This window comes from Thioalkalivibrio paradoxus ARh 1, assembly GCF_000227685.2.
Classification (GTDB): Bacteria; Pseudomonadota; Gammaproteobacteria; order Ectothiorhodospirales; family Ectothiorhodospiraceae; genus Thioalkalivibrio; species Thioalkalivibrio paradoxus.
In genome coordinates, this window is sequence record NZ_CP007029.1 from 3,056,652 (window position 1) to 3,075,461 (window position 18,810).

General features: G+C 69.8%; 15 protein-coding genes and 1 pseudogene. 2 read left to right on the forward strand and 14 right to left on the reverse strand.

All coding sequences use genetic code 11. From position 1 onward, the window contains the following. Nucleotides 1-50: 50 nt before the first annotated feature. From THITH_RS13630 to THITH_RS13665, 8 genes are all read right to left on the reverse strand, one after another. Nucleotides 51-1,175, reverse strand: coding sequence for a S41 family peptidase (locus tag THITH_RS13630; protein WP_006747264.1), 1,125 nt, complete (start codon nt 1,173-1,175; stop codon nt 51-53). Beyond that, a complete protein-coding gene (locus THITH_RS13635; RefSeq protein ID WP_006747263.1) occupies nt 1,172-3,538 on the reverse strand; it encodes a hypothetical protein in 2,367 nt (788 codons plus the stop codon). The genes THITH_RS13630 and THITH_RS13635 overlap by 4 nt, the downstream gene beginning before the upstream one ends. Before the next feature lie 131 nt (nt 3,539-3,669). Next, complete coding sequence (locus tag THITH_RS13640) at nt 3,670-4,224, reverse strand: hypothetical protein (protein WP_006747262.1); 555 nt, start codon at nt 4,222-4,224, stop codon at nt 3,670-3,672. Next, complete coding sequence (locus THITH_RS13645; RefSeq protein ID WP_006747261.1) at nt 4,221-4,862, reverse strand: YMGG-like glycine zipper-containing protein; 642 nt, start codon at nt 4,860-4,862, stop codon at nt 4,221-4,223. The genes THITH_RS13640 and THITH_RS13645 overlap by 4 nt, the downstream gene beginning before the upstream one ends. A 35-nt stretch (nt 4,863-4,897) precedes the next feature. Then, nucleotides 4,898-6,682 carry a formylglycine-generating enzyme family protein gene (locus THITH_RS13650; RefSeq protein ID WP_006747260.1) on the reverse strand — a complete coding sequence of 595 codons (1,785 nt, stop codon included), beginning with the start codon at nt 6,680-6,682 and terminating at the stop codon, nt 4,898-4,900. Further along, nucleotides 6,672-8,510 (reverse strand): ABC transporter permease, encoded by a 1,839-nt coding sequence (locus tag THITH_RS13655; RefSeq protein WP_006747259.1) that lies wholly within the window; start codon nt 8,508-8,510, stop codon nt 6,672-6,674. The genes THITH_RS13650 and THITH_RS13655 overlap by 11 nt, the downstream gene beginning before the upstream one ends. 3 nt (nt 8,511-8,513) lie before the next feature. Beyond that, the gene (locus tag THITH_RS13660) at nt 8,514-9,263 is read right to left on the reverse strand and encodes an ABC transporter ATP-binding protein (protein WP_006747258.1); all 750 of its coding nucleotides are present in this window, start codon (nt 9,261-9,263) and stop codon (nt 8,514-8,516) included. A gap of 11 nt (nt 9,264-9,274) precedes the next feature. After that, a complete protein-coding gene (locus THITH_RS13665) occupies nt 9,275-11,380 on the reverse strand; it encodes a vWA domain-containing protein (protein WP_006747257.1) in 2,106 nt (701 codons plus the stop codon). Nucleotides 11,381-11,643: 263 nt separating this feature from the next. Between THITH_RS13665 and THITH_RS13670 the strand changes: the two genes are divergently transcribed. Next, nucleotides 11,644-12,180 carry a zinc ribbon-containing protein gene (locus tag THITH_RS13670; protein WP_006747256.1) on the forward strand — a complete coding sequence of 179 codons (537 nt, stop codon included), beginning with the start codon at nt 11,644-11,646 and terminating at the stop codon, nt 12,178-12,180. Nucleotides 12,181-12,189: 9 nt separating this feature from the next. Here the strand turns inward: THITH_RS13670 and lnt are convergent, their stop codons facing one another. Together lnt and THITH_RS13680 are read right to left on the reverse strand one after the other, a co-directional pair. Further along, nucleotides 12,190-13,728, reverse strand: coding sequence for an apolipoprotein N-acyltransferase (lnt, locus tag THITH_RS13675; RefSeq protein ID WP_084222717.1), 1,539 nt, complete (start codon nt 13,726-13,728; stop codon nt 12,190-12,192). A 109-nt stretch (nt 13,729-13,837) separates the two neighbouring features. After that, nucleotides 13,838-14,713, reverse strand: coding sequence for an HlyC/CorC family transporter (locus tag THITH_RS13680; RefSeq protein ID WP_006747254.1), 876 nt, complete (start codon nt 14,711-14,713; stop codon nt 13,838-13,840). Nucleotides 14,714-15,052: 339 nt separating this feature from the next. On the opposite strand from THITH_RS13680, the pseudogene THITH_RS19395 reads away from it, so the two are divergent. After that, a pseudogene (locus THITH_RS19395) lies at nt 15,053-15,249 on the forward strand (DNA helicase UvrD); the annotation flags it as partial. Nucleotides 15,250-15,380: 131 nt separating this feature from the next. Here THITH_RS19395 and ybeY read toward each other — a convergent pair. From ybeY to ssb, 4 genes are read right to left on the reverse strand one after another with little or no spacing between them, the layout of a single operon-like run. Beyond that, nucleotides 15,381-15,845 carry an rRNA maturation RNase YbeY gene (ybeY, locus tag THITH_RS13685; RefSeq protein WP_006747253.1) on the reverse strand — a complete coding sequence of 155 codons (465 nt, stop codon included), beginning with the start codon at nt 15,843-15,845 and terminating at the stop codon, nt 15,381-15,383. Further along, entirely contained in the window at nt 15,838-16,812 is a 975-nt protein-coding gene (locus tag THITH_RS13690) for a PhoH family protein (RefSeq protein ID WP_006747252.1), read from the reverse strand. The genes ybeY and THITH_RS13690 overlap by 8 nt, the downstream gene beginning before the upstream one ends. Next, nucleotides 16,793-18,223 (reverse strand): tRNA (N6-isopentenyl adenosine(37)-C2)-methylthiotransferase MiaB, encoded by a 1,431-nt coding sequence (gene miaB, locus THITH_RS13695; RefSeq protein ID WP_006747251.1) that lies wholly within the window; start codon nt 18,221-18,223, stop codon nt 16,793-16,795. The genes THITH_RS13690 and miaB overlap by 20 nt, the downstream gene beginning before the upstream one ends. Then, entirely contained in the window at nt 18,207-18,683 is a 477-nt protein-coding gene (gene ssb, locus THITH_RS13700; RefSeq protein ID WP_006747250.1) for a single-stranded DNA-binding protein, read from the reverse strand. Before ssb ends, miaB begins: the two co-directional genes overlap by 17 nt. Between the last annotated feature and the right edge of the window lie 127 nt (nt 18,684-18,810).

Below are 18,810 nucleotides of genomic sequence, written 5' to 3' on the forward strand. Positions count from 1 at the left end.
CCAACGATCCGCATCGAACTCCCCCCGCGTGCGGCGAAGGCGATGGTGGATCACGCTGACCCGGCCGCAATGCCGGAACGGGCATCGGGCGCGAGCGGGAGCTTTCTCAAGGTCCGCTCGAGATTCGGCAGCAGGTCTCGACTCACCGGGAGGTCCGGAACCAGGCCGGCACCGGTACAGGTGCTGTGATCCGGGAAATGCACCTCGCTGTTGGTGAAGCGCAGCAGGGAGCCATCCGAAAGCCGCCGCTCGGTCTGGGCCTGGCACTTGCCGAAGGTGGGCTGCCCGGCCAGCCGGGCCCGGCGATGGAACTGCAGGATGCCCGCAAACACCTCGGCCGCACTGGCCGTGGCGGGCCCCACCAGCAGGAACAGCGGCGGCCCGTTCGGCGATCCCCGGGTCGCGTGGTAGGTCGCGGCCGTCTCGCCTCGCCCGCGGACGCTGCACAGTTCAGTCCCGGGCTCGAGCAGCAGACCGGCCATGTCGATCGCCTCGTAGAGATCCCCTCCGCCGGCATAGCGCAGGTCGATCACCACCGGCTCGTCGCCGCCGGGCAGGCGCTCCAGCGTTGCCGCCAGCGCCGTGCGCGTCCGCCCCGCCGCAAAGTCGGTGATCCGCAGCACCGTGGTGCCGCCGACGTCCCAACGCTCCACGTCCAGCGAACGCGCGTGTTCGCGCAACAGCGTCACGTCGTACCGCAAGGGTGCGCCGGGCCGGACCAGCAGCAGCCGGACCCGGCTACCAGGCTCGCCCCGGACGAGCCCGGCGACCTGGACCGCATCCATTCCCGACACCGAACGGCCACCGACCGCGAGCAGTTGCACCCGATCGCGGAATCCGGCCCGGGCCAGCGGCCCGCCCTGCCGCGGCAGCAGCCACGCGCCGTCGGGGTCGACCTCGAGCTCCGCCGCGATCCCCGCCCCGGCAGGCATATCTCCGGTACCCGGGGCCGGAAACCAGTCGGCGTAGGGATCGAGCTGCCGGAGGTCGCCACGGAGATCGTCGAACGCCAGGGCCTCCAGCACCCCGGCGTCGGGCTCCGGCAGGAGTTCCCGGCCCAGGATTTCGCGAATCTCCCCGAGCGGCGCCGCCGGCATCGGCGGGGCCCCGGCCGCAAGCCCGACGAGCAGCCCGAACAGCAGCAGCCGGCGGCCGACCGCCGGGCGCCGGATCAATGTCCCTCGTCCATCAGCAACATGCCCAGATCGTGGCCATTGACCTGGAACTCGCCCAGGCTGTTCGCGTGCAGATGATAGAAATGCACCGGCTCGCCCGCGTCGTTCTCGCGCTCCTCGCCGGCCATCTTCAGGATCGTCGCGATCCCCATGATCTGCTGCCGTTCCTGGTCGTTGTCCGCAAGTTCCAGTGCAAGATCCAGCAGCGTGTCGAAGTTCCGGATCTGCAGTTCCATCTCGCTGCGCAGCACGCCCGATCCGACCTCCTCGGTGTCGACCCAGCTGTTCCCGTGCAGGCGCAGCCCCCCGACCGGCAGGTCGATCACGAATTCCTGGATGTCGATCCGGGTGTCGTTTTCCAGCATCGCCGCCATCGCGTCCTGCGCAATCTCCGCGCCGTTTCCGGCCGCACCCTGCAGCGCGGCTCCGTCTGCGAGGAACGCCCCCGGCAGACGCGACGCGACCAGATCCAGCACCAGCTCCTGCGGGAACAGCTCGTCCGGGATCGGGGTCATTCCCATCGGCAGGCCCGCGATACCGCGATGGCGGTAGGCCAGCGAAACCCCCGGAGCCGGGGTATCCAGGTCCGAAAGTCCCAGGCCGAACTCGAACTGCTCGAGACCGAACGGCGGTTCGTCGGCGAGGTACTCGGCGACCATCTGGCCGTTGGCGCCATGCAGCGAAAGACCGACGCTGAAACCGCCGAGGATCTCCTGCGCCGACGCGATCAGATCGTCCTCGGCGAGTTCCCCCGTCATCAACGACGCCAGCCCCAGCTGCAGCAGCGTCATCGGCGCGATGCGGTCCAGACGCAGATTCCATTCGGCTGCATCGAGATCGAACGCGTACTCCTCGTCGCCGAAGCTCCAGCCCCGGCCCTCGAGGTTGGCCCAGAGGTCGCGCTTCAGCTCACCGGCCGCGGACGGAACGAACCCGGTGTTCAGCGCCGCACGCGCCACGCGCAGGTGCCCCACCTCGCCCGGCGGGGCCTGTACCGCCAGATCCTCCACCTCGATCCGGGACTGCATCCCCCCCAGCGCGGTCAGCAATTCGGACAGCAGCTCGGCGGGATCGCGTTCCATCAGCGTCTCGGGTGCCGCGGCCATGTCGCCGAATGCCGCGAGTCCCGCGAGATCGACGTCCTCATAGTCGACGCCGACCGACAGCCGGCCCAGATGCCCGATCGGTTCCGCGGCAGCACTCGCCAGCGACACGCCTTCCACTACGAACGCCAGCGGCCCGGTCACCACGCCGGGTTCCCGTTCGTCGAGATCCAGGGTCAGCGCGAGGCGCTGCGCGTCGAGCCGACCCGGTTGCTCCGGATCCAGCGCCGCTGTCGGCGCCTCGGACTCGAGAACGAGATCGCCGAGATGCACCGCCAATTGCAACGGGCTCGCGAGATCACCGGCCCAGACACCGCTCATCGAGCGCTCGCCGATGCTGATCCGTGCGGCAAGGTCGCCCTTCCGGTCCCGGAGCGGGACGTCGCCCGGCAATTGCACGGTCACCTCCCAGCGCTCGCTCCCCAGCGGCCGCAGCTCGGCCGCCAGGTCCCCTAGCTCTGCGGTGACGTCATCGGGCGCCTCCAGCGTCAGCGACGGGAGCAGCAACCCGATCCGGCCGTCCGGGTGTTCGTCGATGCCGATTTCCCCACCGAGAACCCACGGGGACCCCGGCTCGGTGAACAGCCGGTCCAGGGCCTCGCGCAGCGCCAGCGCCGGCTCGGACAGTGCCGGGGCGTCCCGCGAAACGCCGTCGCGGTCGGCTGCGACCCGCCCCAGCGCCAGACGGTCATCCGCGTCCGGCGACGCACTCGGACCCGCCTCGGCTTGTTCCAGCGCGCCTCGGGTTTCCCGAACGCCGCCGTGCAACTCCAGCGCCAGCAACGTTCCACCCGCATCGCGCAGCACGGCCCGGCCCTCTCCGCGCAGCAGGCCCGGGCCAGCCGGCTCGAGTTCGTGGCCGGCCTGCAGCGCAGCCCAGTCGAGGTAGTCATGCTCCTGCAGCAGAGCGAGCAATCGCTCCAGTGCGTCGGGATCGGCATCGAGGCGGCCTGCCTCCGCGTCCGCCTGCAGCGCCTCGACTTCCGGAATGCCCGCTGCCAACAGGTCGACACCGGCACCCCGTAGCGACAGGGCCAGCGCGCCGAACTCGTCGGGCAGCCGCCCGAACGCGCGCAATGCCCGGACCGTGGTGTGTCCCCCGGATGCCATGTCGAGCAATTCCGCCGGTCCCGCCGCGCGCTCGACCTGCCCGTCGACCTCGATCACCTCGAGGCGTTCGGTTGCATGGGCCACCCCGGCAGACACCAGCAGCAACGCCAGCCAACCGTACAGCAGCCCTAGACCCGCCCGTTTGTTCATGCCGTTCTCTCTCTCCGTGTCGTGATGGATGCAGCGGCGACCCAAGGGCCGCCACCGGCGAATATCGGTCCCGCCGGCACGCCGAGCGTTCCGGTGTCGACCATGTGCCCGGGCGCGCTGGATCGCGCCTCTCAGCGCGCCAGCTCGAGCGATAGTTCCAGCAGCATTTCGTATTCCCGCTGCAAGGCCCTGCGCTGTTCCTCCAGCTGCCGTCGGCGCAGTTCCACCGCCGGGTCGGCTCCACCTCCCGGCCCGACGCCTTCCAGAGCGTCCAGACTGGATTGCTGTTCGCGCATGCCGCCTTGCAGCGAAACGAGACGCGTCTGCAGCTCCTGAACCCGCTGATCGCCGCTGCCGTGACGCGCTTCCAGGTCATCGACGGTTTGCGAGAGGTCCGCCACGTCCTGCTGCATCCGCGCCAGGCGGCTGCGCTCGGCGGCCACCTGCTGCTCGCGCGTCTGGTGCAGGGCATCGAGTTCGCTGCGCTCGGTCTCGAGTTCTGCCTGCACCGCACGCAGGCGTTCCAGCCGCTCCTCGCGCTCGCGCACCCGCGCATCGTACGCCCCGCTGTGGATCCCGGCGACGCCACCGAAGAACCCGCCTTCACGCGGGTCGGTCGGCGCGCTGGCGCAGCCGGCGGCCAGCCCCGCCGCAGCCAGCGCGGCCCACCATGACGGCCGCCTCATACCGACAGCCTCTGGTCGATCCGCGCGAGCTGCGTACTGCCCTCACGCAACGCCTCGAGGTTCTGTTGCAGCGCCTGTACCTCGCGCTCGAGGCGGACGATATAGGGGTCGTCGGCAGCCCGATTCGCGCGCTCTTCCTGCAGGATCACCGTCTGGATCTCGTACTCCGCCGCCAGCGTTTCCTCCAGCTCGCGGCTGGTCGCGATGTGCTGTTGCAGTTCGTTGCGTTTCGCCTGCAGTCCGGCCTTCTGTACCTGCCCGGAATCGTAGCGCGCACGCAATTGCTCGGCCTCATGCTCGAGGCGCACGATGTCCTGGCGCACGCGCGCATTGTAGGCGGTCGTGGTCCGGTTGAACTCGTCGACCCGCGCGATCTCGGCGTCCAGGAATTCCTCGGTGGTCGCATAGGCCTGCTTGCGTTTCGCGATCTCGTTGCCCACCGCGTAGCCGGCGCCGGCGCCGATCGCGGCGCCGATCAATGCACCGCGTTCACGGTCGATCGCATAGCCGAGCAGCCCGCCGACCACCGCGCCGACGCCCGCACCCTCGGCCCGGGTGCGTTGCTCGTCCGTGGCGGCGCAGCCTGCCACCGCCGTCGCCACCAGGCCCGCGGCCACGATCCTGTTCAGTCTGTTCATCGTCTCCTGCCCTCGCTTGATCGCAGATACCAACATTAACCCTCGAATCCAGCGAAGCGTTCCCGGAACGCTTCGCGCCACCGTTCGGGCTCTGCCCGGCGCTGCTCGGCGTACTCCTCGAGATGCTGGCCGAGCAATTCGAGCACCGCGCGCTCGCGCGGCGGCGGTTCGGCCGCGCGCAAGGTCTCCAGCGCCTGCTCGATGTAGACGATCTCGTAGTCTCCGAGCCGCGCCACCCGGTCGCGATACCCCTGCAGCTGTTCCCCGACCGCGGTCTCCAGATCCCGCATCGAAGACTCGACCGCGGCCACCTGCTCCTGGTAGCGGCTCGAGATCTCCAGCAGCTGCCGGGCGCTGTCGAGCGTGCGCTCGAGGCGCTCCAGACGCGACAGATAGACGCTGAGGTTCACGCCATTGCGGGCGGCGTCCTGCGCGAGGCTGCGCGCGCTCTCCCGTTGCGCGAGCTCGAGCCGCTCCCGGGCGCGGTCCATGTATTCCTGGACCGCGGTCAGCGGCTCGCGCAGATCGGCATTCTGATCCATCAGCCGCGCCAGGATAGGCTCCACGGTGCCCAGCTGGACGCTGGCCTGCGCGACCAGGTTGTCGAGCGTGCGGCCGACCGGCATCGTACGCCGGATGTCGGCCCGGTAGTCCTCGTACTCGCGTTCGATCTCGGCGCGCTGGCTCGACGACACCACCACGTTCGCGCCGATCGCGAGCCGAGCGCCGGTATTGAACGAGCGCCGCTCCTGGACCCGCTGGCGGTCGGGATCCCAGGCGTAGGCATCGAGTTCGGCCCGAAGCGCTGTGCGCATGTCCGCCGCCGGGGTCGAGACGCTACCGCCGCGCACCGCGACCCCGCCCGGCTTGCCCTGCCAGATCTCGGGCCGAAAAAGCCCTGCGGTCATTTCCTGGGCGTTGCCGTGCAGGTCGTGGAACCCCAGCCGGTTGGCTGCGCGCAGACCCACCGGGCGCAGCTGGTGCCGGGCATTGCCCAGGTGCCAGGCGTGCTCGTTCAGCTCCCGCGCGGGAAACGGCAGCCGGTCGTCGAACGTGCCTGCCTCCAGCGCCGGCAGTCCGCCGCGCGCGACGAATTCCCATTCCTCCTCGGTGGGCAGGCGCAGGAAACCGGGCACCCCGTCCACCGTGGGCAACGACTCCAGCCGCTCCGGGTGTTCCGGGTCGAACAGCCAGTGGTTGTAGCGGCGAATGAAGACCTCGATGTCCTGGTGGCTGACGAAAGTCAGCGGCTGCATCAGCGCATCGCGCAGCGCGCGCCCCCGCAGCCCGGCCAGATTGCGGTCCTCCGGATCCCCGGACGTTTCCAGCAACGCATCCAGCCCCATCACCGCGAGATACTGTCCCTTGGTCAGCTCGTACTTCGCGAGCACGATCTCCCAGCCCTCGCCGTCGGCCGCCGGGAACGAACCGCTGATCTGGGTGCGCTGCAGCCCCTCGAAAATCCCGCCGGACGCGTCCCCGAGCTGGATCACGCGTTCCGGGTCTCCCCAGAACCCGCTCCCCGGAACGCGCGCGCGGCGGAAGACCATTTCGGCGCCCTCCGGCATCGGAAGTACCAGATCCCCGGCAGCGGGCTTCGGGTTGTACACCGTCGCCGGCGGCGGCTCGGCGTGCAGCGGCGTGACCGGCCAGCCAAGGCCGACGAACAACGCGACGATCGGGAACAACCACCGGCACGCCCCGCCCGGAACGACTCGCCGCAGGTCGCGCAGGATGCCGGCTACGGGCATGGCGACACCGCGCGGCTGCCCGGCCCCTCCGGCTTTTGCGGCGTGGATCGGTGCGACACTACTGTTCACGGATGGCCTCCGCGGGATCGATTCGAGTGGCCCGCCAGGCGGCGGCCAGCGACGACAATACGGCAAGGAGCAGGGTCGCGGCCACCGCTGCCAGCAGGTACCCCGGCGGCAACGTACAGAACTTCTCGCCGGGGGCGAGATCGGCCGCAAACGCGCGGTTGATCGCCACCGCAAGCCCCAGATAGCTGGCCATGCCCGCCGCCAGGCCCAGCCCCGCGATGATCACGCCCTGCGCTACCGGGAAAAAGAACACGTGGCGGCGCGCGAGTCCGACCAGACGCAGCACCCCGAGATCGCGGCGGCGGCGCTCTACCGCCGCATACAGGCTCGCGACCAATACCGCGACGCCGCCGCTGACCCCGAGCAGCGCAATCAGCCAGAACAGCCGGCCAAGTCCCGCGTCGAGCACCTGGATGCGCTGGATCGCGTCGACCTCGGCGATCACCTCGATGCCCTGGTCGGTCAGCCGGCGATACAGCTCGGGAACGTCGTCGATACCCCGCGCGTACATCCGGAACCCGCGATAGCCGCCGCGCTGCATCAAGAAACGCTCCTGGTCCGGATCGTACTCGAGCGCCCGCTGCTGCGCGGTGCGCAGCACGCCGAGCAGCTCCGCCGGCACCAGCGGCCGTTCCAGCGGGCTGGCACCGACGATCCGCAGCGGGAATGCCAGCGGCGCAACCCCCTCCGCAGTCACTTCCACCCGAGCGTCGCGACCGAGATCCGCGAGCGCCGTCGTCAGCTGCCCATCCGCGGCGACGCGCCCGGTGAAACGGCCCCACGGCAGTGCCGGCAGACCGAGCCGCTCGGCGTCGGCCCGATCCAGTGACACCCCGACCGGGTGCAGCTCGGTGGTGCCGGCTGTCAGCCGAACATCCTGCACATACGGCAGCAGCACGCGGTCGCGGCCGCGCAGCTTCTGTTCCACCGCCCGTATGCCGGACAGGGTCACCGTGCCCCCCGGCGTGAACAGGTCGTACCCCTGCCACTCCCCGGGCGGGGACCAGCCAAGGCGCTGCGCCAGCCCGTCCGTGTCGAGTTCGCCGATACGCGCGAAGCCGGTGTTGATGATCAGTCCGGTGCGTTCGATCGGCGGCAGCGGCTCCGGGAGCAGCAGCACCACGCCGTCGAAACTCAGGAACGGATCCGGGCTGTCGCCGGGCCAGCCGCGCGCCGGTGCCCCGTAGCCTTCCTTGTAGGCTTCCACATCCAGCACGAACGGCAGCGGCGCATAGATCCGCGCCAGCGAACCGGCCCGCGGGGGCAGCACCGCGGCCACCGTGAGCGCAGCTTCCGCCGCTTCGCCGCGGCCGCCGCGTGCACGGGTGACCCGGCCGGTGATCTCCGCGCCTGCGGACACACCAAGCCGGTGTGCGGCCTCCGCGGTCAATACCACCTCGCCGTCCCGCGGAACGGGCGCATCGTTCTCGAGCAGCAGCGGATCGCCGGGGGCAGTGGGTACCAGGTCGTAAAGCGCGCGCTCGCGTTCGCGCTCCGGGTGTGGCACCTGTAGCACCGACGACAGCGGCAACACGGTCGGCGTCAGGAATCCGACGCCGGGCCAGCGGCCGGCATCGACGAACCACTGGGGGGAATACTCCCGGGTCTGCGCCGGGCGCAGCTCCCGGAACACGGGGTCCTCGACCAGTCGCTCGCGCAGCGTTTCGATGGTGCCGTGCTTCAGCCCGAGCAATACCAGCAGCGGCGCGATCACCGCGGCGAGCGCGATCACCAGGCACAAGGTCAGGATCCACTCGTGCCGCAGGTTCGCCGCGGCGAGCGACGGGATCAGGCGCAACGGCCGGGGGTGCGCAACGGGATGAGGCATCGTTCAGGCGGCCTCTAAGCATTGCGAGCGCGTTTCCTGTTCGGAAACCTGCTCCATCCGGAAGCCGTAGGTCCGGTCGGCATGAGCCCCGATCAGCTCCACGTCGTGGGTGACCACGACCACCGCGACGCCGCGCTCGCGCGCAAGCGCCTGAAGGTCGGTGAAGATCGCCACAGCGCGCGCCTTGTCGACCGCCGCGGTCGGCTCGTCGGCCAGCACCAGCCGGGGCCCGTGCAACAATGCGCGCAGAATCGCAACGCGCTGGCGCTGGCCGATCGACAGCGCGTCCGGCATCCGCCGCAAGCAGCCGTCCAGGCCCAGGCGCCGGGCCAGTTCGGCCGCCGCGCGGTCGGGGCTCGGCAGGCCCTTGACCCGCGCCGGCAACGCGATGTTGTCGGCAACGCTCAGGAACGGCAGCAGGCCGCCGGTCTGCAACACATAGCCCAGGGAGTCGCGGCGCAATGCCGCGAGCCGGGTCTCCGCACCGGAGGCCCACAGCGCGCGCACGTCGGTCGCCGGCGTCTCCGGATCGAACTGCATTTCGAAGCGTTCGACCCGGGTCGGTTCCATCACCAGCGCGAGCATGTCCAGCAGCGTGCTCTTGCCGCAGCCGCTGTCGCCCACCACCGCCACCAGTTCCCCGGGGCCGACGTGCAGTGCCGGAACGGCGAGTTCGAACACGCTCTCGCCCTGTGCCCGGCGCTTGACCGCCCCCTGCATCAGCGCCAGGGGCGGCTGTGCTGCGGAACGCACCTCGCCCCCGGTCAGGGGAGGTAGTCCAGATGCAGCGGGTAGACCATGTCGCGATCGGGGTCGGCATCGTTCATCCGGAACCAGGCGTCGACCTGTTCGTTGATCGCCCGGTACTGTTCCAGCTTCGCCAGAATGCTCCATTCGAGCTGCGAACGCTGCTCGGTGGTCATGCTCGCGAACATCTCGTCGTTCAGCGACAGAATGTCGCTGCGATACGGCAGGCTCTGAATGAACGCCGGCAACAGACCGGCGTCGGCCAGATCGCGGGCCTGGCCGAGATCTTCCGGGCGCTTCATCGCCTGCCCGGACACGCTCTGCAAGGCCTCGAAGAACTGGGCCTGCGTGACTTCGGCGCGCATCAGCGCCTGGACCACCTGGTCGAGCGCCTGCGCCAGGCTGCTCAGCTGCTCGCGGGTCACCAGCACGCGGACATCGAGCGCACGGTCGACGGGATGGACGAGATCGCGGTCGAGCACCCAGGCGACGATATCCTTCGGGGGATTCGCGGAACGCCCCAGGTACTCGACCAGCGCCGCCTCCCAGAGCCGGTCTACCGTCGTCAGGGTTTCCAGCGGCGGCAGTTCCTCGTCGGCCACCGGCTCGTGTTCGCCGGCGGTCGTCGCCAGCCTTTCGATCAGTCCGTTCGCCACGCTGTCGATCAGCCCGTAGAAGGCCCGATCGTCGAAGGCGTCGACGCTGTCGTAGGCCGATTCGTCACGCGAGCCCCGGATACGCGCGAGATGACGGAACTGGGGCTCGGCGATCGGGTGATCCTCGGTCGCGCGGGGGTCGAGCAGGTGGATTGCGTGCAGATGGACCTGAGCATCGTCCAGCTCCCGGCGCAGGTCGATCTCGTCCTTTCCGGTGATGTTCTGCGGGTGTCCCTTCGGGTGCGAGCTCGCGTCGCCGATCAGGATCATGAAGCGCAGCGCGCCGTCGCGCCACTGCGACTGCAGGGCCGTGTCGACACCGGCAAAGACTTCCTCGGCATAATCCAGGCTGCCGACTTCGGTCGCGCGGACTTCGTCCTCGAGCAGTTCGGCCAGCGTCGCACTGTCGACGAGTTCGGGCGTCCAGTTCCGGGTGTCGTACTCGAGCTGCGGGATCACTTCGATCGAATCGCGGAAGGTCACCAGGCCGAAACGCACCCGGTCGTCGGTCATTCTTCGGAACCGGGCAGCGGTGCTCGCAACCGCGTCGCGGGTCATGTCGATGAACGGCTGCATGCTGCGCGTGGTGTCGATCACGAACACGATGTCGGCCTGCAGGTCCGAGCGCCGCTCGGCGGCACCGTCGACCCGCGCGACCCGGGCCTGCTCGCGGTACTCGGCCGCATCCAGGGTATCGGCACCGCGGGCACCGGGAACCGCCGCCGCGATCTGCAGCAGGCGGGCGTCATCGCCGTCGATCTGGGTCTGCTCCCACTCCAGGATCGGCAGCACATAGAACTGCCGGGTGATGTCGACGAAACGCTGCGGTTCCATGCTGACGACTTGTTCCGGCACGTCGCCGTCGTCGATCGCACTGTACAGCGTGCGAGCGCGCCCGGCCATGTCGAAGTCGTCGACCAGCCCGGCCAGATCCCGGTAGTCGCGGAACATCAGCACCGGGTTGCGGCCCTCGATCGGCCCGCCCGGGTGGGTATAGGACACCAGCAGCGCCTGCCGCCACTCCAGCACGTCGCGCGCCTGCATCCAGCCATCGGCTTCGGCGCGCGTGCGCCCGACCCGATACCAACCGGCCGGATCGGCTGCATCGCTCAGATCCAGGTCCTGCCGTTCAAACACGTACATCGGGTGAAACGACGGGACGTTCGCGATGCGGATGCCGGCGGGATCGGCGTTGCGGTCTGCATACACATGCGAGAACGGCCGGGGCAGCACCCGCAACGGCAACTGCGTCGCCTCCTCGATGCAGACCTGCCCCTCCGCACACAGGATCGGGTCCTCGGGCGCCGCAGGCTCATGGCCATGGGTGCCCTCGAGCGCCGACAATCCCGGAGACGGCGGCGCATGGCCAGCGGTGCCTTCCAGCTGATCCAGCAGTGACTGCCCCGAAGCGACCATGGGCAGTGCGGCCAGCGCTGCCGCCAACCCGAGTCCGATCCACCTGTTCATCGTGCTTTCCCCCTGGCGACTGTGACGTTTCCCAATGTCCGGAACGGTCCGGCGACGATCATGGCAGCGCCCGCCTTGCGGTCGGCCCGGCGCACCCTCCCGATGCCATCGGCAGATCCCGCACTGCCTGGCAGTATACCCCCACCCCGTATGGTTCAATAGCGCCCCGGCCGCATTCGGAACGCGGCGACCGGGAGCCGGTGCAGCCATGCGGCGACGTGCTACCGTATGGTTAGGGGTTGCTTGGTCGAGGAGGCGAGGAAATGAACGAGAACGACAGCCTGCAGGACGACCGCCTGGAACAGGCGTACGGCCGGATGCTGCAGAAGGTGTCCGAGGATCTGGAGGCGTTGTCCGACCGCAGTAGCGTGGCGCTGAACGATTTGCTGGAACACGCCCGCAAGGAAGTGGTGGATGCCGAACACCTGACCGCCGACGAGGCGGACAAGGTCACCGAGTTCGTGCGCCGCGATCTGCACGACCTGGGCGCATTCCTGGACTCGGGCACGCAGGACTGGCGCGACTGGCTGCGGATCGACCTGGCGCTGATCGAGGCCAGCTTGCTCAATGCGCTGAATACGGTCGCCGACCGCACCAAGGTCGAACTGGCGCAACTGGCCACGCGGGCCTACCGCGTCGGCGAATGGCACACGGGCGAGGTCACCGGGCCCGGCGAACTCACCTGCCTGTCCTGCGGCGGCACCGTGCACCTGTCCCGGGTGGGCAAGATTCCGCCCTGCCCACACTGCCGGCACACCCGCTTCCACCGCCGAGGGCCGGCACCCGAGGGATCGGAATAATCGAACCGCTCAGCGTCCCGAGCGGCGCCGCGCCCAGCCGGCCGGCAGCACCAGCAGCAGAGCGGCCAGCAGCGCGGGCCAGGCGCCGAAACGGGCGGCAGGCGTATGGCCCTGCCGGGGCTGGATCTCGCCGGTCAGCACCTCGCGGGTAAACAGCCCGGCGCGGGCGGTGACCCGGCCGTCCGCGTCGATCAGGGCGGACACCCCGGTGTTGGTCGCGCGAATCATCGGCCTGCCCATTTCCAGCGCGCGCACCCGGGCGATCTGCAGGTGCTGGTACGGAGCGAGGGTGTCGCCGAACCAGGCGTCGTTGCTGACGTTCAGCAGAAAGCCTGCGTCCGGCAGCGCGGTGCGGATGCGCCGGGCGTACGCGGCCTCGTAGCAGACCGACAGCCCGGCGACCTGGCCGGCCATCGCGACCCGCCCGGAACCGGTACCGGGCGTCAGGTCGGACATCGGGATGTCGAGCAGCCGGTCGAGCCAGGCGATCCGGTCGCGAAACGGCAGGAACTCGCCAAACGGCACCAGCTGGCGCTTGTCGTAGGTCGCCCCGCTCGGCAGGTGGCGGATGCTGTTGTACATCGCGCGTCGCGCCGGGTCGTAATCGAAGATACCGGTGACCAGTTCCGTGCCCTGGGCCTCCAGCTCCAGCGACAATGCCTCGAGCGGCTCGTACACCTCGAAGTAGAACGCCGGGATCGCGGTCTCGGGCCAGACCAGCAGGTCGGTGCCGCTGGCCTCGCGGCTCAGACCGGAATACAGCGACAGCGCGTATTCGACGCCGTCGTCGGCCCATTTGCGCGACTGCTCGATGTTGCCCTGCACGATCGCGACGCGCAGCGCGGACGGCGTGGGCTGGACGGCGTTCCAGTGCGCGGCACCTACGGAGGCCAGCAGCAGCAGCGCCAGCAGCACCAGCCCCGCGACGAAGCGCCGTGCACTCAGCAGCACCAGCGCGACCGCGGACAGCACCACCACCAGGCCGGCGCCGAATTCGCCCGCGACCGGAAGCCAGCCGCGGGCCGCAGTGTCGAGCAGCGTGTGCCCGACCAGCAGCCAGGGGAAACCGGACAGGAGCCAGCCGCGCAGTGCTTCCAGCAGTACGAAGCCGCCGGCGAGCGCGAGCAGCCAGGGAAGCAGCTGCACAGCGCCGAACCAGCGTGCCGCGGCCCAGGCGAGCAGCGCCGGGTAGACCGCCAGAAACAACACGAACCCCGCGGTGATCAGCGTCGCGACCAGCAGCGGCGCCTCGCCGAAGATCAGCAGGCTGTTGAAAATCCAGCTCGCGCCGGCGCCGAACAGACCCAGCCCGAAGGCATACCCGTGGCGCAGCGCCTGTCGCGGGCCCGCCCCGCGCAGCAGCGCGAACCAAAGCGCGAGCGCCAGGGGTGCCAGCAGGTAGAGGTCGAACGGGGCGAAGGCCAACACCAGCGTGGCGCCGGCCAGCAGCGACAGCAGCGTGGCCGGCCAACCGGTGACCGGGTGCGCCCCGAGCCGCAGCAGCGGGCCGAGAGACGATGCGGATTCGGGGTGCGCCGGGACAGCCATGCGCTGCAGTGTATTCGCCCCGGTGTCCGCGTGCACGGCCCGGGCCCACCGCAGGGCTGTCGGTTGCTCGCCCCTGCCGCGCTTTCCCCCGATGGAACGCGCCGTTCGGTCAGCCGGGCGCAGCGCCGCCCGCGTCGGACCCGGCGATGCGCCGCATCTCGACCAGATGCAGCCGGCGGTTATCGGCCCGCAGCACACGGAACTGCATGCCGTCGATCCGCACGCTCTCTCCGCGGCGCGGGACATGGCCGAACCGGGACAGCAGCAGGCCGCCGACGGTGTCGAAGTCTTCCTCGCTATAGGCGGTCTGGAAATAGCTGTTGAATTCCTCGATCGGGGTCAGCGCCTTGATGGTGTAGCGTTCGCCCGGGTGCTGCATGATCTGCGTCAGGTAGTCGTCGACATCGTGCTCATCCTCGATCTCGCCGACGATCTGCTCGAGCACGTCCTCGATCGTGACCAGGCCCGCGACCCCGCCGTATTCGTCGACGACGATCGCCATGTGGTTCCGGCTCAGGCGGAACTCCTTCAGCAGCACGTTCAGGCGCTTGCTCTCGGGTACGAATACCGCCGGGCGCAGGATTTCCTGCATGTCGAACGCTTCCTCGCCGGCACCGGCGAAAAAGCGCAGCAAGTCCTTCGCCAGCAGGATGCCGGCGACCTCGTCCCGGCTGTCGGCGACCACCGGCAGGCGCGAATGCGCGGAGGCGACGACCTCCGGCAGGATCTCGCCGAGCGCCGCGTCGCGGCGCACCACGTCCATCTGCGCGCGGGGCACCATGATCTCGCGCACCTGCATCTCGGCCACGTGCAACACGCCCTCGAGCATCGCCAGCGCCTCGGGGTCGATCAACTCGCGTGCATGCGCCGCACGCAGCAATTCCAGCAACTGCTCGCGATTGCGCGGCTCGCTGGACAACATCGATCCGAGGCGGTCGAGCAGACCGCGCAGCGGGGGACTGTCGGAGCGGGTGGAGTCGGGCATCAGCAGCACCGCCGCGGTGAGCGCGACCCGGCAGATGGCGCGGAAGCGGAATTCGGCAGGGCGGCCAGAGATGCGGCGCGGCCGGCGCCTGGGCGCCGCAGGCCGGAGCCGGCAATCGGCAGCGCCGGGCACGCAACGGTACGCATCGTTGGCGAAAAAGAACCCGCGTCGCGCCCCGGGTGTCCCGTAGGGCGGAAAAGCGCAGCGTCATCCGCCGCTCGGCGTTCGCGCCTCCCCGGCGCCTGCGGCGACCGCGGCGCCGGCTGGCGGATGACGGCCTTCGGCCTTTTCCGCCCTACGCCTACGCCTCTTTCATCATCGGGGGTGGCCACATAGGGAATGAAAATTAGCGTGAAAGGCACAGCCTGTCTCGTGTGCCTGGCGACCCGTAGGGCGGAAAAGCGCAGCGTCATCCGCCACATGGCGTCCGTGCTGCCCGGGGCCAGCGGCCACCCTGGCGCCAGCTGGCGGATGACGGCCTTCGGCCTTTTCCGCCCTACGCCTACGCCTCTTTCATCATCGGGGGTGGCTACCCGCGCGATGACAGTGACCTCCCATGGCGGCATCGGCTCCGGAGGGAGCGTCGCGGCGGCGCGACCCAGCGCCGGCGGTTTCGGCAATTCCGCTCGCCGCCTGCAGCCCGGCCCGCCCATGCCCGGCGCGTCGTTCACGAGGGCTCCGCATAGGGGTCCGGATAGCCCAGACCGGCCAGGATTTCGCGTTCGATCGCTTCCATCGCCTCGGCGTCGGCCGCACGCTCGTGCTCCATGCCCTGCAGGTGCAGCATGCCGTGCACGACCATGTGCGCGAAATGGGCCACCAGCGACTTGCGCTGTTCCTGCGCCTCCTCGGCCAGCACCGGCGCGCACAACACGATGTCGCCGAGGTAGGTTGGATCCTCTGCGGCCGGCACCGGGACCCCAGCCGGCGCCGGAAACGACAGGACATTGGTGGCGCGCGCCCGGCCGCGGAACGCCTGGTTGAGCGCCCGGCCCTCGTCCGCGTCCACCAGCCGCAACGTGACCTGTGCCCGCCCGTTGCCGCGCCAGGCAGCGCGGGCCGCTCGGTGCAACGTCGCGGGCGCGGGCCAGCCGGCACGGCCCAGCGCGTACTGCGCCTGCACCTCAAGCATCGCGGTCGGTGCCCCGGGGCTCGCCCTGTGCCTCGTAGGCCTCGACGATCCGCTGCACCAGCGGGTGGCGAACCACGTCGTCGGCAAGGAAGCGGGTAACGCTGACACCCTCGACCGCGTCGAGGATTTTCGCCGCATGCCGCAGGCCGGACAGCTGGCCGCGCGGCAGGTCGATCTGGGTCGCGTCGCCGTTGACCACGGCGGTGGAGCCGAAACCAATGCGGGTCAGAAACATCTTCATCTGCTCGACCGTGGTGTTCTGCGCCTCGTCGAGGATGATGAACGACTCGTTCAGCGTGCGACCGCGCATATACGCGAGCGGCGCGACCTCGATCACCTGCCGTTCCATCAGGCGCGCGACCTGGTCGAACCCGAGCAATTCGTATAGCGCGTCGTACATCGGACGCAGGTAAGGATCGATCTTCTGCGCCAGGTCGCCGGGGAGGAAACCGAGGCGCTCGCCCGCCTCCACCGCCGGGCGCACCAGCACCAGCCGGCGCACCCGGTCCTGCTCCAGCGCCGCGACCGCCGCGGCCACCGCGAGGTAGGTCTTGCCGGTGCCCGCCGGCCCGATCCCGAAATTGAGGTCGTGGCGGCCGATTGCGCGCAGGTACTGGATCTGCCGCGGGCCGCGACCACGGATCACCGTGCGACGCAGGCGCAGCACCGGTTCCTGTGGCTCCTGTTCCGGCAGACCCGCGAGGTGCGCCTGCTGCAGCGCCGCGTGCACCTGCTCCAGCGACACCGGCTCGTCCTGGGCCATGCGATGCAGTTCCTGGATCAGCGAGGCCGCGGCAGCCACCGCAGCGGCCGGTCCGGTCACGTTGAAGCGGGGACCGCGGCTGTGCACGTGCACGCCGATCCGGTCCTCGATCAGCCGCAGGTGGGCATCGAGCGGGCCGGACAGCCGCGACAGCGTCTCGGGGTCCCCCGGGTCGAGGGTGAAGTCAGCGCGATTCTGCGACATGGGTCGAGGGCCGCTCGCCCCGGTCCGCGACGGCGGCGAGCGCCACGCCGCGCAGGGAGTGCGGCTGCGCCTCGGTGATCCGCAGGTCGACCGTCTGCCCGATCCAATCCGGCGGGCCGTCGAAGTTGACCACTCGGTTGTTCGCGGTGCGCCCCGCCAGTTGCGCCGGGTTGCGCCGCGAACGGCCTTCGACCAGCACCCGCTCCACCCCACCGACCATCCCGCGGTTGCGAGCCTGGCCCTGGGACTCGAGCAGCGCCTGCAATTCCTGCAGGCGCGCCTTTTTCACCGCCATCGGCACATCGTCCGGAAGCGCGGCGGCCGGAGTGCCGGGACGCGGGCTGTAGATGAAACTGAACGAGAAATCGAAGTTCAGCTCCTCGACCAGCCGCAGCGTCGCGGCATGATCGGCTTCGGTTTCGCCGGGGAAGCCGACGATGAAGTCCGAGGAGAGGTCGAGGTCCGGGCGCAGTTCACGCAGGCGGCGGATCTTCGACTTGTACTCGAGCACGGTATGGCCGCGTTTCATCTGCGCCAGGATGCGGTCGGAGCCGCTCTGCACCGGCAGGTGCAGGTGGCTGACGAGCTTGGGCTCGTCGGCATAGGCCTGGATCAGACGCTCGGAGAATTCGACCGGATGCGAGGTGGTGAAACGGATGCGCTCGATGCCGTCGACCGCGGCCACGTAGTGGATCAGCAGTGCGAGGTCGGCGATCTCACCATCGTGCATCGGCCCCCGGTACGCGTTCACGTTCTGCCCCAGCAGGTTGATCTCCCGGACCCCCTGGGCGGCGAGACCGACGACCTCGGCGATCACGTCGTCGAAGGGGCGGCTGATCTCCTCGCCCCGCGTGTAGGGCACCACGCAGAAGCTGCAGTACTTGCTGCAACCCTCCATCACCGACACGAACGCGCTGGCACCGGTCGCGCGCGGCTCGGGCAGGCGGTCGAATTTCTCGATCTCCGGGAAACTGATGTCGACCACCGCTGCACCGCTGCGCTGCACCTGCCGGATCAGCGCCGGCAGGCGGTGCAGGGTCTGCGGCCCGAACACCAGGTCGACGAACGGCGCGCGCGCGCGCAAGGCCGCGCCCTCCTGGCTGGCCACGCAGCCGCCAACGCCGATGATCACCTCGGGGCGGCGCTCCTTCAGCGCACGCCAGCGCCCGAGCAGCGAGAACACTTTTTCCTGCGCCTTCTCGCGGATCGAGCAGGTGTTCAGCAGCAGCAGGTCGGCGGCGGCCGGGTCGTCGGTCCGCTCGGCGCCGTGCAGCTCGCGCAATGCATCGAACATCCGCCCGGAATCGTATTCGTTCATCTGGCAACCGTGGGTCTGGATGTAGACCCTGCGGATCGTTGCCGGCCGCTCCGGTGCAGCCGGCGCTGCCGGTGTTTCAGAAGGGTACGTCATCGTCCTGTATCCCGCGCCCGCCCGACGGGGCGCCGCCGCCCTGCTGGTCCCAGGGCGGCTCCTGCGAACCCTGGTTGCGGCTGCCGTAGTCGCCGCCGGAACCACCCGCGCCGCCCGACCCGCCGCGGCCGCCGAGCAGCTGCATCTCGCTGGCGACGATCTCGGTGGTATAGCGGTCCTGGCCGTCCTGCCCCTGCCACTTGCGGGTCTGGATGCGGCCCTCGATATAGACCTGCGAGCCTTTGCTCAGGTAATCGGCGGCAATGTCGCCGAGCCGCCCGAACAGCACGACACGGTGCCATTCGGTATTCTCGCGCTTCTCGCCGGTCTGCTTGTCCGTCCACTGTTCGCTGGTCGCGATACGCAGGTTGGTGATCGTCAGGCCCGACGGCGTCTCGCGTTTTTCGGGGTCGGCACCGAGGTTGCCGAGCAGGATCACCTTGTTCACTCCGCGGGCCATGGCTGCTCCTTGTCGTTCGCGCGCTGGATCGGGGCGCGTAGTGTACCAAGCCGTCGCGGCGACGGCGATCGGCCTTGGCCGCCCGTCGCCCGGATCCGGATCGCGCCGGAGCCGAGTGCTGCGCCCT

Excerpts from the sequence above, each read along its gene's own strand:
- miaB (WP_006747251.1), bottom strand. The coding sequence starts at position 18,223 with ATGACGTACCCTTCTGAAACACCGGCAGCGCCGGCTGCACCGGAGCGG.
- ssb (WP_006747250.1), bottom strand. The coding sequence starts at position 18,683 with ATGGCCCGCGGAGTGAACAAGGTGATCCTGCTCGGCAACCTCGGTGCC.
- THITH_RS13670 (WP_006747256.1), top strand. The coding sequence starts at position 11,644 with ATGAACGAGAACGACAGCCTGCAGGACGACCGCCTGGAACAGGCGTAC.
- THITH_RS13655 (WP_006747259.1), bottom strand. The coding sequence starts at position 8,510 with ATGCCTCATCCCGTTGCGCACCCCCGGCCGTTGCGCCTGATCCCGTCG.
- THITH_RS13665 (WP_006747257.1), bottom strand. The coding sequence starts at position 11,380 with ATGAACAGGTGGATCGGACTCGGGTTGGCGGCAGCGCTGGCCGCACTG.
- lnt (WP_084222717.1), bottom strand. The coding sequence starts at position 13,728 with ATGGCTGTCCCGGCGCACCCCGAATCCGCATCGTCTCTCGGCCCGCTG.
- THITH_RS13680 (WP_006747254.1), bottom strand. The coding sequence starts at position 14,713 with ATGCCCGACTCCACCCGCTCCGACAGTCCCCCGCTGCGCGGTCTGCTC.
- THITH_RS13640 (WP_006747262.1), bottom strand. The coding sequence starts at position 4,224 with ATGAGGCGGCCGTCATGGTGGGCCGCGCTGGCTGCGGCGGGGCTGGCC.
- THITH_RS13690 (WP_006747252.1), bottom strand. The coding sequence starts at position 16,812 with ATGTCGCAGAATCGCGCTGACTTCACCCTCGACCCGGGGGACCCCGAG.
- ybeY (WP_006747253.1), bottom strand. The coding sequence starts at position 15,845 with ATGCTTGAGGTGCAGGCGCAGTACGCGCTGGGCCGTGCCGGCTGGCCC.
- THITH_RS13645 (WP_006747261.1), bottom strand. The coding sequence starts at position 4,862 with ATGAACAGACTGAACAGGATCGTGGCCGCGGGCCTGGTGGCGACGGCG.
- THITH_RS13635 (WP_006747263.1), bottom strand. The coding sequence starts at position 3,538 with ATGAACAAACGGGCGGGTCTAGGGCTGCTGTACGGTTGGCTGGCGTTG.